Annotated in this window: 18 protein-coding genes; 16 read left to right on the top strand and 2 right to left on the bottom strand. The window is 62.7% G+C overall.

Translation table 11 applies throughout. From position 1 onward, the window contains the following. Positions 1–155: 155 nt before the first annotated feature. Both LVD12_RS03330 and LVD12_RS03325 read left to right on the top strand, forming a co-directional pair. Positions 156–401 carry an FAD assembly factor SdhE gene (locus LVD12_RS03330; RefSeq protein WP_237065588.1) on the top strand — a complete coding sequence of 82 codons (246 nt, stop codon included), beginning with the start codon at positions 156–158 and terminating at the stop codon, positions 399–401. Then, positions 376–834: a protein YgfX gene (locus tag LVD12_RS03325; protein WP_369413353.1), complete on the top strand. Its 459-nt coding sequence runs from the start codon at positions 376–378 to the stop codon at positions 832–834. The genes LVD12_RS03330 and LVD12_RS03325 overlap by 26 nt, the downstream gene beginning before the upstream one ends. Positions 835–844: 10 nt before the next feature. On the opposite strand, the gene nadB is transcribed toward LVD12_RS03325, so the two are convergent. After that, on the bottom strand, positions 845–2,452 hold the full coding sequence (gene nadB, locus LVD12_RS03320; RefSeq protein ID WP_237065586.1) for an L-aspartate oxidase: 1,608 nt from the start codon (positions 2,450–2,452) through the stop codon (positions 845–847). 177 nt (positions 2,453–2,629) lie between these two features. Between nadB and rpoE the strand changes: the two genes are divergently transcribed. The 5 genes from rpoE to ycjG all read left to right on the top strand — a co-directional run bounded on the left by rpoE (position 2,630) and on the right by ycjG (position 6,669). After that, complete coding sequence (gene rpoE / locus LVD12_RS03315; RefSeq protein WP_237065585.1) at positions 2,630–3,244, top strand: RNA polymerase sigma factor RpoE; 615 nt, start codon at positions 2,630–2,632, stop codon at positions 3,242–3,244. A 183-nt stretch (positions 3,245–3,427) separates the two neighbouring features. Then, the gene (locus LVD12_RS03310; RefSeq protein ID WP_237065583.1) at positions 3,428–4,138 is read left to right on the top strand and encodes a sigma-E factor negative regulatory protein; all 711 of its coding nucleotides are present in this window, start codon (positions 3,428–3,430) and stop codon (positions 4,136–4,138) included. Between the two features lie 2 nt (positions 4,139–4,140). Next, a complete protein-coding gene (locus tag LVD12_RS03305) occupies positions 4,141–5,199 on the top strand; it encodes a MucB/RseB C-terminal domain-containing protein (RefSeq protein ID WP_237065581.1) in 1,059 nt (352 codons plus the stop codon). A 4-nt stretch (positions 5,200–5,203) separates the two neighbouring features. Further along, a complete protein-coding gene (locus LVD12_RS03300; protein WP_237065580.1) occupies positions 5,204–5,671 on the top strand; it encodes a SoxR reducing system RseC family protein in 468 nt (155 codons plus the stop codon). 50 nt (positions 5,672–5,721) lie between these two features. Further along, the gene (gene ycjG / locus LVD12_RS03295; protein ID WP_237065579.1) at positions 5,722–6,669 is read left to right on the top strand and encodes an L-Ala-D/L-Glu epimerase; all 948 of its coding nucleotides are present in this window, start codon (positions 5,722–5,724) and stop codon (positions 6,667–6,669) included. Here the strand turns inward: ycjG and mpaA are convergent. Then, positions 6,657–7,385: a murein tripeptide amidase MpaA gene (gene mpaA, locus LVD12_RS03290; protein WP_237065578.1), complete on the bottom strand. Its 729-nt coding sequence runs from the start codon at positions 7,383–7,385 to the stop codon at positions 6,657–6,659. The two genes, ycjG and mpaA, sit on opposite strands and share 13 nt — an antisense overlap. Positions 7,386–7,605: 220 nt before the next feature. On the opposite strand from mpaA, the gene LVD12_RS03285 reads away from it, so the two are divergent. The 9 genes from LVD12_RS03285 to acpS all read left to right on the top strand — a co-directional run bounded on the left by LVD12_RS03285 (position 7,606) and on the right by acpS (position 15,579). Continuing rightward, positions 7,606–9,003, top strand: a complete 1,398-nt coding sequence (locus LVD12_RS03285) for a DegQ family serine endoprotease (protein ID WP_237065577.1) — start codon at positions 7,606–7,608, stop codon at positions 9,001–9,003. Between the two features lie 167 nt (positions 9,004–9,170). Continuing rightward, positions 9,171–10,976: a translation elongation factor 4 gene (gene lepA / locus LVD12_RS03280; RefSeq protein ID WP_237065576.1), complete on the top strand. Its 1,806-nt coding sequence runs from the start codon at positions 9,171–9,173 to the stop codon at positions 10,974–10,976. 29 nt (positions 10,977–11,005) lie between these two features. Further along, positions 11,006–11,785 (top strand): signal peptidase I, encoded by a 780-nt coding sequence (lepB, locus tag LVD12_RS03275; protein WP_237065575.1) that lies wholly within the window; start codon positions 11,006–11,008, stop codon positions 11,783–11,785. 12 nt (positions 11,786–11,797) lie between these two features. Then, positions 11,798–12,283, top strand: a complete 486-nt coding sequence (locus LVD12_RS03270; protein ID WP_237065574.1) for a DUF4845 domain-containing protein — start codon at positions 11,798–11,800, stop codon at positions 12,281–12,283. Continuing rightward, positions 12,276–12,956 (top strand): ribonuclease III, encoded by a 681-nt coding sequence (gene rnc / locus LVD12_RS03265; RefSeq protein WP_439651317.1) that lies wholly within the window; start codon positions 12,276–12,278, stop codon positions 12,954–12,956. Before LVD12_RS03270 ends, rnc begins: the two co-directional genes overlap by 8 nt. A 108-nt stretch (positions 12,957–13,064) precedes the next feature. After that, complete coding sequence (gene era, locus LVD12_RS03260) at positions 13,065–13,964, top strand: GTPase Era (protein WP_237065572.1); 900 nt, start codon at positions 13,065–13,067, stop codon at positions 13,962–13,964. A gap of 2 nt (positions 13,965–13,966) precedes the next feature. Then, positions 13,967–14,386, top strand: coding sequence for a GFA family protein (locus LVD12_RS03255; RefSeq protein WP_237065571.1), 420 nt, complete (start codon positions 13,967–13,969; stop codon positions 14,384–14,386). Between the two features lie 45 nt (positions 14,387–14,431). Continuing rightward, complete coding sequence (gene recO, locus LVD12_RS03250) at positions 14,432–15,187, top strand: DNA repair protein RecO (protein ID WP_237065570.1); 756 nt, start codon at positions 14,432–14,434, stop codon at positions 15,185–15,187. Then, on the top strand, positions 15,184–15,579 hold the full coding sequence (gene acpS, locus LVD12_RS03245; RefSeq protein ID WP_237065569.1) for a holo-ACP synthase: 396 nt from the start codon (positions 15,184–15,186) through the stop codon (positions 15,577–15,579). The genes recO and acpS overlap by 4 nt, the downstream gene beginning before the upstream one ends. Positions 15,580–15,581: the final 2 nt, after the last annotated feature.

Genomic DNA, 15,581 nt, shown 5'->3' with positions numbered 1-15,581 from the left:
TTCCGGTTTCCGGATCGGGTCTGCACGCCCGGCGCTGGCTATCCATGGAAGTGGGCGGCGGTTATACTGCGCGCAAAACACAGACTGAATTGAAAAGCGGCGCAGTTTCGCGCCGCCGCCGGCTCCCCGCCGGCCGCAGATACCGGATGAGAAGTATGGATCGTAACCGACTGTTCTGGGCCAGCCGCCGCGGCATGCTTGAACTGGACCTGGTGCTGTTGCCCTTCCTGGAGAACGTGTACGACACCCTCGACGAGGCTGACCAGCAGCGCTATGTCCAGCTGCTGGAGAGCGAGGATCAGGACCTGTTTGCCTGGTTCCTGCGCCGCGAGGATCCCTCTGATCCGGAGCTGCTGCGAATCGTGCAGATTATCCGTGACAACACCGGACTGCAGGAGTAACACCGCTTCCGAGCCTCTTATTGCCGGGCGCAGTGCCCGGTTGCGCTGCCCCGTGTCACCCTCCCGGCTTCTCTCCCTGTTGTTTGCTCTGATCATCACCCAGGCTTTGCTCGTGCTGTGGTTTGCCGGCTTCGCCGTGAGCCTGCTGTTGCCCGGCGCACTGTTGGTGATTGCCCTTGGGCTGCGCGAGTGGCGTCGCCTGCAGGGATACCGCGGTGAGCTCTCTACGACGGATCGGCGCTGGTTCTGGCGTGCGGCGGATGGGGAGATGGAGGAGCTTACGCTGTGCGGTGAGCTGGTGCTCTGGCCCTGGCTGATCGTGATCAACGCCCGCAACCCCCGTGGCCACCGCCGGCGCCTGCTGCTGGGCCGGGACAGTGTGGCGCCCGACGACTGGCGCCGGCTGCAGGTGGCGCTGCGGTACTCCCGCTGACTTTTTCCTGTCAGATGAACTGTCGCTGGTCGGCAAAGTTCTCCGGCACCAGGATGGTGTCCATGGCCAGTTCGCGCAGCTTCGGGTAATCCAGCGAGTAGTGCAGACCGCGGCTTTCGCGCCGGTCCAGCGCAGACCGGATAATCAGCTCGGAGACCAGGGCCAGGTTGCGCAGTTCGATCAGGTCACTGGTGATGCGGTAGTTGGCATAGAACTCCCGTATCTCACCCTGCAGCATTTTGACCCGGTGCTGTGCCCGCACCAGGCGCTTGCGGGTACGCACAATTCCCACATAGTCCCACATAAACCGCCGCAACTCGTCCCAGTTGTGCGAAATCACCACATCCTCGTCCGAGTCGGTAACGCGGGAGGCGTCCCAGGCCGGTGCCAGTCTCGGCGGCTGCACTTCCGAGAGGGTGGCATCTATATGCAGAGCGGCAGCGCGGGCGTAGACCACGCACTCCAGCAGCGAGTTGCTGGCGAGGCGGTTGGCACCGTGGAGGCCGGTAAAGGTGGTCTCCCCGATGGCGTAGAGCTGGTCCAGGTCCGTGCGGCCGTGTTCGTCCACCATCACACCACCGCACGTATAGTGCGCGGCCGGCACCACGGGAATAGGCTCTTTCGTGATGTCGATGCCGTACTGCAGGCAGTTCTGGTAAACGGTGGGGAAGTGCTCGCGGACGAACCTGGCATCCTTGTGGGAAATGTCCAGGTAGAGGCAGTCGGCACCCAGGCGTTTCATTTCGTGGTCGATTGCGCGGGCGACAATATCCCGCGGCGCCAGCTCCCTGCGCTTGTCGAAGCGGTGCATGAACCGCTGCCCGTCCGGCAGCTTCAGCTGTGCGCCCTCACCGCGCAGGGCCTCCGTGACCAGCAGCGCCTTCGCCTTGGGGTGATACAGGCAGGTGGGGTGGAACTGGTTGAATTCCATGTTGGCTACACGGCAGCCGGCGCGCCAGGCCATTGCGATACCGTCGCCACTGGCGCCATCCGGATTGCTCGTGTAGAGGTAAGCCTTGCTGGCGCCGCCGGTGGCCAGCACCACGGCGCGGCCCTGGAACAGCTCTACTTCGTCCGTGTTTTTGTTGTAGACGTAAGCACCGGCACAACGGAAGCGCCCCCGTTGCGGGTCGGGCTGGCGGATCAGGTCCAGGGCAATGTGGTGCTCGAAGCAGTCGATGTTGTCAGCGGCGCGAACTTTCTCGATCAGGGTGCTGTGTACCGCCATGCCAGTGGCGTCGGCACTGTGGATGATGCGCCGGTGGCTGTGGCCGCCCTCTTTGGTGAGGTGGTAATCACCAGCCTCGCGGGTAAAGTCCACCCCCTGGTCGATCAACCACTGGATGGCAGCGGCCCCATTCTCTACCGTGTGGCGCACCGCGTCCGGGTGGCACAGGCCTGCGCCCGCGTCTAAGGTGTCAGCGATGTGCGATTCCACGGAATCCGTGTCATCCAGCACGGCGGCAATGCCGCCCTGGGCGAACCAGGTGGAGCCGTCGCGCAGGCGCTGTTTGGACAGCAGGGCAACCCGGTAGCGAGCGGCCAGGTGCAGCGCCAGGGTAAGCCCCGCGGCGCCGCTGCCGATCACCAGTACATCGTAATTTGCCTGAGCGTTCATAATTTTCATTGTTGATGGGGGTGGCGTAGTATAGCGCCTCCTTCAAATTCGTCGATTTGGCACGGAACTTATGTCCTATCGCCAGTGTCTCGGACACAATAGAAAATACGCTTGTGCCGTCCGCTCCGGAACTACCCGGGCCATCTCCCGCGGTGCAGCTGTAAACGGGGGTAGGGGATGACATCGCAAAAGGCGTCACCGAGTGATCGCCAGCTGGTGGAGCGTGTCCAGAAAGGCGACAAGCGCGCCTTCGACCTGCTGGTATTGAAATACCAGCACAAGATCGTTGCTGTGATCAGCCGCTTTATCAAGGACCACGCGGAGGTCCAGGATGTGACTCAGGAGGCCTTCATCAAGGCTTACCGGGCCCTGGCGAATTTCCGCGGTGAAAGCGCCTTCTATACCTGGATGTACCGTATCGCCATCAATACGGCCAAGAACCACCTGGTATCCCGCGGCCGGCGCCCGCCGTCCTCCGACGTGGATCTGGAGGATGCGGAGTTTTACTCCGGAGCCGATCTCCTGCGAGACAATGAAACCCCCGAGAATCAGCTGTTCCGTGACCAACTGGAGACTGCGGTTCATGAGGCCATCCGCGCCCTGCCCGAGGACCTGCGCTCGGCGGTCACCCTGCGGGAAATGGAGGGTCTCAGTTACGAGGAGATCGCAGAGGTAATGGATTGCCCGGTGGGTACTGTGCGCTCGCGCATTTTCCGTGCGCGGGAGTCCATCGACCGTACAGTTCAGGCGGTCCTGGCTGGCGAACCAGAGCCCCTGGGGGATCGAAGCTGAGTGATGTGCTCCTTTTGCGATAAAAGGCGCAATTTTTTGTCTTCGGCGCGAAACAAATTCCGCTGCGCCCGGTCAGAACTGTTAACCGGCGTTAAGCAGTGTTAAGCAGCGTCGCAGAAACAGATCGTGAGCGGGAAGCCGTTTTGCGGTCACAGCGAGTTACTACAGAGAGGATCGGCCCGTATGTCCAACGGGAATCATGAGGATCGGCTAAACGAATCCCTGTCTGCACTGATGGATGGGGAGGCGAGTGAGCTGGAGCTACAGCGCCTGCTGAAGAGCAGTGCCACCGACTCCGAGTCGGGGCAGCGCTGGTCGCGCTACCAGCTGGCCGCCAGTGTCATGCGCGGTGACTCTGTCGCCAGGCCCGACAGTGACCTGGCGGCGCGGATTTCCGCCGCCGTGGCGCGGGAGGAGCCGCTGCAGCAGGCTGCACCTGATCGCGCCGTGGCAGCCAACGATGCCGGTGCCCGCTGGCGCCAGATGCTCTCTCGCGGCGCTGTGGCGGCCACGGTGGCTTTTGCGGCAATTCTGGGCGTGCAGCAGGTCTCCCAACCGGGCAGCGCCCCCGGGGTGAATACGGCCCCAGAGCTGGTAGCGGAAGCGGAGCGTCCCGTTCAGCAGCCGGCGCTGCAGCCGTCTCCCCAGCCGAGCAGTATTTATGTGCCCGGCCCCAGCACTCGCGCGGTGAGTACAGCGAGCCCCCGCGTGATGTTTGAGCCCCGGGGCGGTGTTCCCGGACAGGGGGCCATGATCCAGCAGGTGCCCACACCGGAACTGATGCGCCACCTCAATCGGGTGATGATCCAGCACTCCGAGCAGGCGGCCCATGTGGGCAACCAGGGTATGGTGCCTTTTGCCCGTGCCACTTATGGCGAGCAAGATGGTCAGTAGCATTGCAAACCACTGAATTCTTCAATACCCAACTGAAAGCCAACAGCCTGCTGTTGGCTTTGTTCTTGTGGGCCACTGCTCCTGCGCTGTCAGCGCAGACCACGGTCGTACCCAACCCCGGGCAGGACCAGCCGCAGCCTGCACAGCAGGCCCCGCAGCAACCCCAGGTCCAGTCACCGGCGACAGTGCCCGGGGACAGTCCGCAGGCCGGCACTGCCAGTGCCACCCCCTGGCTGGAAAAACTGGGTCGCGCGGTCAGCGAGCTGGAGTATTCCGGCCTGGTGACCTTCGAGCATGCCGGCATGCTGGAAACGCTCCGGGTCGTGCACGCCGTGCGCGATGGGCAGCAGGTAGAGCGGGTGCGTTACCTGAGCGGCGATCCTCGAGAGCTCGTCAGCCACGGGGTTACCCGTGCCTGTGAGGGGGCCGCTGGCCCCTTCAACCGTGCTGCACTGTTGAGTGCCGCCGGGCAGGAGCGTCTGCAGCAGGCCTACCAGTTCATCCTGCGCGGTGAGGAGCGCATTGCCGATCGGCCCACAGTGGTCATCGAAGCGCGTCCACGGGATCGTCACCGTCTCGGCATGCTGGTCAACCTCGACCGGGAGACGGGCCTGCCCCTGCGATCCATGCTGATAGGCCCGCAGGGCAAAGTGCTGGAGCGCTACCAGTTTGTCGAGCTGGATCTGGCGCCGGTAAAGGACAGTGATCTGCAGCCGCAGTCGGGCTCCGCGCGACGTATCGATAACAGCACGCCGTGCATTGCCGCCCAGACCCGCTGGCGCATGGGCTGGTTACCCAATGGCTACCGCCCGGTGGCGGTGCAGACTCTGACCGATGGCGACATGCTGGTGTTCAGCGACGGCCTGAGCGTGTTTACCGTCTTTGTGCAGCGCCTTGGCCCGGAACTCAATTTCCAGGGTAAGGCCATACGGGGTGCGACGGTGGCTTATATGGATCAGGTTGAAGCGGATGGCATCAACTATACCGTGACCGTGGTCGGTGAGATTCCCGACAGCACTGCCCAACTGCTGGCGCGTGCCGTGACCACCACCGGGGGCTGATCCGGTGATCGAGGAGCGCGGCCGGATCGTCGCCATTGAAACCAATGCCATCTGGGTGGAGACGATTCAGCGCAGCGGTTGCCACGGCTGCGCCGCCAAGCCCGGCTGCGGCACCGGCCTGCTGGGGGACTACTGGAGCAGTGCTTCGAGAATCCGTGTGGCACTGAACAGCTGGGATTCCCAGCGTATCCACCTGAACGACATCGCCGTGATCGGTATTGCCGAGCACACGCTCACCACGGCCGCGCTGCTGGTCTACCTGGTCCCGCTGTTGGCACTGCTGGTGCTCTCGTATGTGGGGCACCTCGCCGCCGGTGAGCCCGGCGCCATCGGCGGCGCCGTCGCCGGACTGCTACTGGGCGCCATGGCGGTGCGGTGGTTCAGCCGCCGCCACGACAGCGACCCGAATTTCTCTCCCTTACTCCTGCGTATCGAGCCCCGACAAGCGGGTCAATTGCCCCCCAGCGCCTAAACTGGGAGCAGGGCCCGCATCCGCGGTGCCCGGTTCGCTTGGAGACCCCAATGCGCGCTCGCTGCTATGCGGAAACCTGGCCCCTGCGCACCAGCTTTGTCATTTCCCGCGGTGCACGCACCCACGCCGAGGTGGTGGTGGTGGAACTGCATACCGGTACTCACCGGGGAATCGGTGAGTGCACCCCTTACCCCCGCTACGGGGAGAGTGTCAGCTCGGTCCTGGCGCAGCTGGAACCGGTGCTCAGGGATGTGCAAGCGGGTCTGGATCGTCAGCAGCTGCAGTCCCGGATGCCTGCCGGCGCTGCCCGCAACGCCCTGGATTGCGCCCTCGCGGATCTGGAAGCGGCTGCAAGTGGCGGGGTTGGTGGGCAGCCCGAATCGCTGACTACCGTCCAGACCCTGGTGGTGGACGAGCCGGAGGCGATGGCGGTGGCCGCCGCTGAGGCAGTCGCCGACGGTGTCAGCGTGCTGAAGCTGAAGCTGGATGATCGGCTGGTACTGGAGCGGGTCGGGGCGGTCCGGCAGGCTGCACCAGAGGCCCAGCTGGTGATCGACGCCAACGAAGCCTGGTCCCGGGACACGTTGATCGGGCGCTGCCAGCAGATCGCAGAACTGGGCGTCGCCATGCTCGAGCAGCCGCTGCCAGCCGATGACGATGAATTCCTCGCCACCTTTAGCCATCCACTGCCCATCTGTGCCGATGAGAGCTGCCATACCCGCAAGGACCTGCCACGCCTGCAGGGGCGCTACGAGATGATCAACATCAAGCTGGACAAGACCGGTGGCATCACCGAGGCACTGGCCTTGGCAGAGGCGGGTAAATCCTGCGGCTTCGACTTGATGCTGGGCTGCATGCTGTGCACGTCCCGCGCCATCCGCGCCGCCTGGCCCCTGGGCAGCAAAGTGCGGTTTCGCGACCTGGATGGTCCCACCTGGCTGGCGAAGGATGTGGATCCGCCGCTGCGCTTCACTGGCGGTCGCGTTTACTGGGGCTGACCTCGCGGCTCGCCGTCCTCGTAGGTGAGCAGGTCATACAGGGTGGGGAGGTAGTCCTCACTGGCGATATCGGCGGAGATCGGCGGAAATTCCATGGTGATACACGGCAGATTGCGCTCGGCACACCATGTCCCGAAGGAGCCGGGAGTCGGATAGCCGACCTCGGTGACCAGTGGCAGTTTCAGCCGCTCCGACAGCCAGGTGCCAAGGGCGCTCTCATCGGGGTCCTCGATACAGGCCAGGGGCTCGTGAATCGTCACCACCCAGGCCGGTGCCATCTTGTCGATCAGCTGGCACAGCGCTTCGGTTTCGGGCTCCGAGCCGCCGGTGTGACCGGTCTTGAGCCGTACATCGCGCTCTTCCGCCTGGCTGTTCCAGCGGTAGACACTGCCCTCGGCGGTCCAGTTACTGGTGGCGAAGTTGCGATTCAGATCCACACCGTTGGCGTTGGCCCGCAGTCCCAGCTGGCAGCCATCGGGGTTCACCGCCAGAACCACGTGGTGGCGTAGCAATTCCGGGGGCAGGGCGCGCAGAGCACAGGACAGGGCGATTACCGCGGCGGTCTCGTCACCGTGGGTGCCGGCGATGATCAGTCCGTGCTGTTTGCCGTGCTGGGCGGGGAAATAGAGCAGCGGAGCACCGAGTACGGACTGGCCGTACTGCTCACGGGGATGGGTAAACTGGCCCCGTTCGGGCCGGGGGCGCATGGTGGGCATAGAGTGTCCCGGCAAACTGCTGTTCCGGTGTTCAGTGAATCCTTACACTGCTTTACACTGGAAAAGCGAACTTTCGCGGCCAAAACGCCACTAAATGGTTACCGAAAACCCGTGGCTCACCGCGGTAAAACCGCACCACACAAGGGGTACGCCGTGGCTGAGGTCGATTTCTCGACACTTCGATTGGATAGTAGATGGGATAATCAAAGGTAACAAACCGATGCTAAAGCGCATTACGCATTCCTTTTTCATTCTTTGCCTGATGATCTCGGCATCCGCCTGCGCCCGGGGCTTCCCCGAGCTGACGGATCTGATCGAGGATAATTCGCCGGCTGTGGTGAAAATCAACACGGTCGAGCGGTCACGGGCCACCAGCGCCGTGCCGCCGCAGTACCAGCAGGATATCCCGGACATTTTCCGGCACCTGCTTGAGCCCCGCGGCAGGGAGCGACGCCCGGTGGCCAGCATGGGCTCAGGCTTTATCATCTCCAAAGACGGTTACGTGGTGACCAACAACCATGTGGTCGAAGGTGCTGACCAGGTGGTCGTCACCCTCACCGATCGCCGCGAGTACGACGCACAGGTGATCGGCACCGATGCCCGTTCCGACCTCGCCCTGCTGAAGATCGAGGCCGATGACCTGCCGACTGCGCGCTGGGGGGATTCCGAGTCACTGGAAGTGGGTGAGTGGGTCGTCGCCATCGGCTCCCCGTTCGGTCTCGACTACTCCGCCAGTGCCGGTATCGTCAGTGCCATGGGGCGCAGTATCCCCAACAACGAGAGTGGTGAGAACTACGTGCCGTTTATCCAGACGGATGTGGCCATCAACCCGGGCAATTCCGGTGGGCCCCTGTTCAACCTGAAAGGTGAGGTGATCGGTATCAACAGCCAGATCTACACCCGCAGCGGTGGCTCGATCGGCCTTTCATTCGCCATCCCGGCACGCCTGGCCCAGGATGTGGTCGCCCAGTTGCGTGACAAGGGGCGCGTGGATCGCGGCTGGCTGGGTGTCGGTATCCAGGATGTGGACCGCAATATGGCCCAGGCCATGGGACTGTCCCGCCCGGTCGGTGCCCTCGTTGCACAGGTACAGTCCGGTGCGCCTGCCGCTGAGGCCGGGATCCTTGCGGGCGATATCATTACCCGCTTCGACGGCCAGAAGATCATGGAGTCCGGCGACCTGCCCCATGTGGTCGGCCAGACGCGACCGGGTGCCGAAGTGCCGGTGGACCTGATGCGCAAGGGCAAGAGCATGCGTATACAGGTCACTGTCGGTGCGCTGGCTGGTGAGGATGACCCAACCGAGCAGGCTGCCGTCAACCCGACCAATGATGTCGGCGGTCGCCTGGGTCTGGTGGTGGAGGAAATACCGGCGGCGATGAAACAGCGCTGGGGTGTGCAGAGCGGCGTGCTGGTCAAGCAGGTGGTGCCCGGCAAACCCGCTGCCCGTGCAGGCCTCCGCAGTGGTGACATCGTCGCCCAGCTCGGGTTTGAAGAGGTCAACGACATGGAGGACTTCCAGCGCGTGGCCAAGACCCTGCCCAAGGGCGAGCTGCTGCCGATCCGCTTCTTCCGCGGGGGGCAACCCACGTTCCGTACCATCCAGATCGATGACTGATCGCCCTCCGGCGGGGTCGCCCCCGCCGGATTGCCCGGGCCACCGCCACCGGGATGGCGCGGTGTCACCGGGCACTCACTACTGATCCACAGTTCTGATAGACTTGCGCCACGCAACCGGAGCCATTCCGGTCTAACATTCTGATTTTTAAGGGTTTCTACTCCGCAGTGGCCACAGATCTCACCCATATCCGCAATTTCTCCATCATCGCCCATATCGATCACGGCAAATCGACCCTGGCGGATCGGTTTATCCAGGTCTGCGGCGGCTTGACCGACCGGGAGATGGCCGAGCAGGTCCTGGACAGCATGGACCTGGAGCGAGAGCGCGGCATCACCATCAAGGCCCAGAGCGTTACGCTCGACTACACCGCGCGGGACGGCAAGACCTACCAGCTGAACTTCATCGATACCCCCGGCCACGTGGACTTCTCCTATGAGGTGTCCCGTTCCCTGGCTGCCTGTGAGGGTGCACTGCTGGTTGTGGATGCCGCGCAGGGCGTCGAGGCCCAGTCGGTGGCCAACTGTTATACCGCCATCGAGCAGGGGCTGGAGGTTATTCCGGTCCTGAACAAGATGGACCTGCCGCAGGCGGATCCGGACAAGGTGGCGGAGGAGATCGAGGACATCATCGGTATCGACGCCACTGAGGCCACCCGCTGCAGTGCCAAGTCCGGGCTGGGTGTGGAGGACGTGCTGGAGGACCTGGTGCGCCTGGTGCCGCCGCCCGAGGGTGACGTGAACGCGCCGCTGCAGGCCCTGATCATCGACTCCTGGTTCGACAGCTACCTGGGGGTGGTATCCCTGGTGCGTGTGGTGCAGGGCACCCTGAAAACCAAGGAAAAGATAGTCACCAAGTCCATCAACCGCGCCCATGTGGTGGACAGCGTGGGTATCTTCACGCCCAAGCGCAAGGAGACCGGTGTGCTCCGTGCCGGAGAGGTGGGCTTTGTAGTGGCCGGGATCAAGGACATTCACGGTGCACCGGTAGGCGATACCCTGACCCACGCCAAAGGCGCCGAGGAAGTGGCCATGCTGCCGGGCTTCCAGAAGGTGAAGCCGCAGGTCTACGCCGGCCTGTTCCCGGTCAGTTCCGACGATTACGAGGCCTTCCGGGACGCGCTGGAAAAGCTGTCCCTGAACGATGCCTCCCTGTTCTATGAGCCGGAGACGTCTGACGCCCTCGGTTTCGGTTTCCGCTGTGGCTTCCTCGGCATGCTGCACATGGAGATCATCCAGGAGCGGCTGGAGCGTGAATACGACCTGGACCTGATCACCACCGCGCCGACCGTGGTCTACGAAGTGCTGCAGACTGATGGTACCGTGGTGAGTGTGGACAACCCGTCGCGTCTGCCCGAGGTGGGCTCGATCGAGGAGATGCGCGAGCCCATCGCCGAGGTGAATATCCTGGTACCGCAGGAGTACCTGGGCAATGTCATCACCCTGTGCGTGGAAAAACGCGGTATCCAGAAAGACATGCAGTATGTGGGCAGCCAGGTTTCCCTGCGCTACGAGTTGCCCATGAGCGAGGTGGTGATGGACTTCTTCGACCGCCTCAAGTCCGTGAGCCGGGGTTTCGCCTCACTGGACTACAGCTTTGCGCGCTTCGAGCCGGCAAAGCTGGTGCGCCTGGACATCCTCATCAACGGCGACCGGGTCGATGCACTGGCGCTGATCGTGCATCGGGATCACGCGCAGCAGAAAGGGCGTGCCATGGCAGAAAAAATGAAGGAGCTGATCCCGCGGCAGATGTTTGATGTCGCCATTCAGGCGGCCATCGGCGGCCAGGTGGTGGCGCGGACCACGGTCAAGGCCCTGCGCAAGAACGTCACCGCCAAGTGTTACGGTGGCGACGTGACCCGCAAGAAGAAGCTGCTGGAGAAGCAGAAGGCGGGAAAGCGCCGCATGAAGCAGCTGGGTCGTGTTGAAGTGCCGCAGGAGGCGTTTCTGGCGGTTCTGAAGGTGGACCAGTAGAATCCACCGGAACAACGAGAGAACGATAAATGGATATTAATTTCCCGCTGTCCTTTAATTTCAATTTCCCGCTGCTTCTGCTGTGGCTGGTCATTGTCACCGGTGCCATCTGGCTGGTGGACAGCCTGTTTTTTGCCCGCCGTCGTCAGCGGGACGCCGAAGAGCCGGCCGTGGTGGAGTATGCCAAGTCCTTCTTCCCGGTGCTGGCCATCGTCTTTGTCCTGCGCTCCTTCGTGGTAGAGCCGTTCCAGATCCCGAGCCGCTCCATGGTACCGACGCTGGAGGTGGGCGACTTCATCCTTGTGAACAAGTACGCCTACGGCCTGAGGCTGCCGATTTCCCGCAAGAAAGTGCTGGATATCGGTGAGCCGGAGCGGGGCGATGTGATGGTGTTTTTCCCTCCGCACCAGAATGAGACCTACTACATCAAGCGGGTGATCGGCCTGCCCGGTGACGAGATCCGCATCGAGGACAACGTGCTGTATATCAACGGCAAGCGCGCCTCACAGGAGCTGATCCAGGCACTGCCCCCGGCCAACCCGCAGTTCGAGGTGATGTGGGAGGAAATCGACGGCGAGCGGCACCTGATGGCCAAGCACGTGGTACCGAGCCCCTATGCCAATTACAGTGCAGTGGTGCCGGAAGGGCATTACTTCATGGTGGGTGACAACCGGGACAACAGCCTCGACAGCCGCAAGTGGGGCTTCGTCCCCGAGCGGGATATCGTCGGCAAGGCGTTTGCCATCTGGATGCACTGGGACGAGCTGCTCAGCCTGCCAAGTTTCAAGCGGGCGGGCTCGATCCAGTAGGTCCCTCCGTCAATGGAATCGAAAACTGGTCACAATAACAATATCGAGGGCTTTTCCATGTCTGGGCAATTGCAAACCTCCCTTCGCCGTCAGCGCGGCATGAGCTTCTGGACCCTTATTCTTTATGTATGCGGCTTTGCGCTCATCATCCTTTTTTCGGCCAAGTTGGCTCCGGCTTATGTGGATGCGATGCATGTCGAAAATGGACTGAAAGGCCTTGCGGAAAAGGAAAATCTTCGGGACATGAGCCGGGGTGAAATCGTTCGCGATCTGCAAACCTACTTCACGCTCAATAATGTCCGTGGTGAGCCTGCGAAGTCAGTAAAGGTCATTCGAGGCGCTGATGGGGTGCTGGTGAGTATCGACTACGAATTGCGCGAGCCATTGCTCCACAATATTGATGTGGTCATGAAGTTCAACAAACAGCTCAATACCGCCAAGCCGGAGCTCTGCTGTGAGCCGCTGGTAGAATTGGAACAATACCGCAAACGTGACTGATATCCTTCTCGAGCGCCTGTGCCTGCGGCTCGGCCATCAATTTTCCCGGCCTGACCTGCTGGAACTGGCGCTGACCCACCGCTCTGCCGGAAGCCGTAACAACGAACGGCTCGAATTCCTCGGCGACTCCATCCTCGGCTTCACCATTGGTGCGGCCCTGTTCGATAAATTCCCCCAGGGCAGGGAGGGGCAGTTGAGCCGCCTGCGTGCGCAACTGGTCAGCGGCGAGACCCTTGCCAAGCTGGCGCGGGAGATGGACCTCGGCGATTGCCTGCGTCTGGGTGAGGGGGAAATGAAGAGCGGTGGCTTCCGCCGTGCCTCCATCCTTGCCGATGCAGTTGAAGCGCTGATCGGGGCGATCTACCTCGACGCGGGCCTCGAGGCCGCGCGGGAGCGGGTGCTGGCCTGGTTTGCCAGCCGGCTGGAGAACCTCTCACTGGAGACCGCCAAAGACCCCAAGACCCGCTTGCAGGAATGGTTGCAGGCGCGTCAGCGACCGCTGCCCGAATATACTGTGGTGGATGTCTCCGGTGCCGAGCACGCCCAGCGCTTTGTGGTGGAATGCCGGGTAAAGGGCCTCAATGCCCCGGTCCGCGGGGAGGCGAGCAGCCGCCGCAGTGCCGAGAAGCTCGCCGCCACCGAGGCTTACAACCGCCTGACCGGCGAAGATTGACCTTACACTTTGATCGGATTCCCGCCCGGCCTGACCCACTGGTTTCGGTCACCGCCCGGCGGGTAAATCGCAGTCAAATGATGACGGCGCAAACCCCTGGAGAACACCTTGACTGAATCATCCTCCCGTTGCGGTTATGTGGCCATTGTCGGCCGCCCGAACGTGGGCAAGTCCACCCTGCTGAACCACCTGCTGGGGCAGAAACTGGCCATTACCTCACGGAAGCCGCAGACGACCCGCCACAACATGCTCGGCATCAAGACCGTCGGCAGTAACCAGATCATTTTTGTCGATACCCCGGGCTTGCACGCGGATGCCGACAAGGCGATCAACCGCTACATGAACCGTGCCGCCAGCAGTGCGGCCCGGGACGTGGACGTGGTGGTATTCGTGGTGGAGAGAACCCGCTGGACCGAGGGTGACCAGTTGGTAGCGGACAAGCTGCGCGGGCTGAAGTGCCCGCTGATCATTGCCGTCAACAAGGTGGACCAGCTGGAAGACAAAAACAACCTGCTGCCGCAGTTGCAGGCCCTCGCTGAACAGCATCCCAATGCCGAGATCGTGCCCATTTCTGCCCTGCGCAACGTCAACCTGGATACCCTGGAAGAGGTGATCGTCGAACGGCTGCCCGAGGGCGTGCACTTTTTCCCCGAGGACCAGATCACCGATCGCAGCTCCCGCTTCCTGGCGGCGGAGATCGTGCGGGAGAAGGTCATGCGTCAGCTTGGCGCTGAAGTGCCCTACCAGGTCACGGTGGAAGTGGAGGAATTCAGCCAGGATGGTCCCATCCTGCATATCAGCGCGGCGATTCTCGTCGAGCGTTCTGGTCAGAAGCGCATCATCATTGGCAACAAGGGCGAGCGCATCAAGCAGATCGGCAGTCAGGCGCGCGTGGATATGGAGCGCCTCTTTGACAGCAAGGTGATGCTGAACCTCTGGGTCAAGGTCAAATCCGGCTGGTCCGACGACGAGCGCGCCCTGCGCAGCCTCGGCTACCGGGACGACTGAGTATGCCCGTCACCGACAGCGGTTCCGCTGTCGAGAGGCTCGCCACCTGTAGCTGCGGTCAACTGCAGCTGCGGGCCAGCGGGGAGCCGGTGCGCATTTCCGTGTGTCACTGCCTCGCCTGCCAGCGCCGCACCGGCAGTGTCTTCGGGGTTCAGGCGCGCTTTCCGTTGGACAGGGTCTCCGTGCACGGGTACAGCAAGGCCTATCTGCGGATTGCCGACAGTGGTAACCAGCTTACTGGTCACTTCTGCCCGGAATGCGGCGCCACCGTTTACCTGACACTGGATATCGAGCCGGATCTGGTGGGTGTGCCTGTGGGGGCTTTCGCCGATCCGTGTTTCCCGCCACCACCGGCATCGATCTACGAGCAGCATCGTCATCCCTGGGTCGGTTTGCCGGAAGATATCGAACACTGGCGCTGACGGGTAGAATGGCCGCTCGACAGCGACTTTGACCGCACGATATTCATGGCGCAACCGCAATCACCACTGCTGCCGGCGTATATCCTCCACTCGCGCCCCTACAGCGATTCGAGTCTGATTCTCGAATTGCTCACACCGGAGCACGGGCGGATCGGCTGTGTGGCCCGGGGGGCGCGCCGCGACAAACAGCGCCGCCAGCAGGCCCTGCAGCCTTTCAGCCCGTTGTTGGTGACACTCATGGGGCGGGGTGAACTCAAGACCCTGGGGCCGGTGGAGAGTGCCGGCAGTTCGCACTGGTTGCGTGGTCGTGCGGTCTACGGTGGCCTCTATGTGAACGAATTGCTGGTGCGCATGCTGCCGGTCGCGGAAGCCCAGTATCAGGTTTTTGCGGCCTACCAGGACTTGCTGGGCGACCTCAACGCCCTGGGTGGCGAAGACTCAAACGAATTGCTGGCTCCCCTGCGGCGTTTTGAATTGAGGCTCCTCGGCGAGCTGGGCAATTGCCCCTCGCTGGACTACTGTGCGGGCACCCGGGGGCCGCTGGACAAGAGCGGGCGTTATCGACTGGTGCGGGAAACCGGTTTTATTCCCGTACACCGCGGCGAAGGTGCCGCTGCCCGCGTCGACGAGTTTACCGGTGCGGAACTCCTGGGGCTCCACAGTGTTTTACAGGGGGAACATTTTTCACCTGAATTTCTGGGGGCCGCCAAACGCCTGACCGGTTTGTTGCTGGGGCCGCTCCTCGGCGAAAAGCCGCTCCGGAGCCGGGAATTGTTCAGACAGGTTTACGGAAAACAGTGATCGTTAGTATCGGCACGGATATCTGCAGCTATACCCGTATCGAGGCGGCCTGGCGCCGCTTCGGGGATCGCTTTGTCGAACGGGTGCTCTGTGCCCCGGAGCGCGAGGCCTTCTATCAACTGGCGGTGCCCAACCGGGCTGCCTACCTGTGCAAGCGCTTTGCCGCCAAGGAGGCCCTGGGTAAGGCGCTGGGCACCGGCATCGGTGCGGGAATTTCCTGGCAGGATATTGAAGTGCGCCGCCGGCGGGGCCTCGGCCCGCAAGTATTGCTCAGCGGGGAGGCCCGTCGGCGGGCAGATACCCTCGGTGTCGGGAATATTCACCTGACGCTCTCCGACGAGAAGGATTTTGCCCTCGCGTTCGTGATCTTCGAGGGGGTTTCGGTCCTTTAGCC

Origin of the sequence: Microbulbifer guangxiensis (genome assembly GCF_021729075.1) — a bacterium.
Lineage (GTDB): Bacteria > Pseudomonadota > Gammaproteobacteria > Pseudomonadales > Cellvibrionaceae > Microbulbifer > Microbulbifer guangxiensis.
The sequence above is the reverse complement of the archived record's forward strand: the minus strand, read 5'-3'. Positions and strand labels throughout refer to the sequence as shown.

Excerpts from the sequence above, each read along its gene's own strand:
- LVD12_RS03330 (WP_237065588.1), top strand. The coding sequence starts at position 156 with ATGGATCGTAACCGACTGTTCTGGGCCAGCCGCCGCGGCATGCTTGAA.
- nadB (WP_237065586.1), bottom strand. The coding sequence starts at position 2,452 with ATGAACGCTCAGGCAAATTACGATGTACTGGTGATCGGCAGCGGCGCC.
- rpoE (WP_237065585.1), top strand. The coding sequence starts at position 2,630 with ATGACATCGCAAAAGGCGTCACCGAGTGATCGCCAGCTGGTGGAGCGT.
- LVD12_RS03310 (WP_237065583.1), top strand. The coding sequence starts at position 3,428 with ATGTCCAACGGGAATCATGAGGATCGGCTAAACGAATCCCTGTCTGCA.
- ycjG (WP_237065579.1), top strand. The coding sequence starts at position 5,722 with ATGCGCGCTCGCTGCTATGCGGAAACCTGGCCCCTGCGCACCAGCTTT.
- mpaA (WP_237065578.1), bottom strand. The coding sequence starts at position 7,385 with ATGCCCACCATGCGCCCCCGGCCCGAACGGGGCCAGTTTACCCATCCC.
- LVD12_RS03285 (WP_237065577.1), top strand. The coding sequence starts at position 7,606 with ATGCTAAAGCGCATTACGCATTCCTTTTTCATTCTTTGCCTGATGATC.
- lepB (WP_237065575.1), top strand. The coding sequence starts at position 11,006 with ATGGATATTAATTTCCCGCTGTCCTTTAATTTCAATTTCCCGCTGCTT.
- LVD12_RS03270 (WP_237065574.1), top strand. The coding sequence starts at position 11,798 with ATGGAATCGAAAACTGGTCACAATAACAATATCGAGGGCTTTTCCATG.
- LVD12_RS03255 (WP_237065571.1), top strand. The coding sequence starts at position 13,967 with ATGCCCGTCACCGACAGCGGTTCCGCTGTCGAGAGGCTCGCCACCTGT.
- recO (WP_237065570.1), top strand. The coding sequence starts at position 14,432 with ATGGCGCAACCGCAATCACCACTGCTGCCGGCGTATATCCTCCACTCG.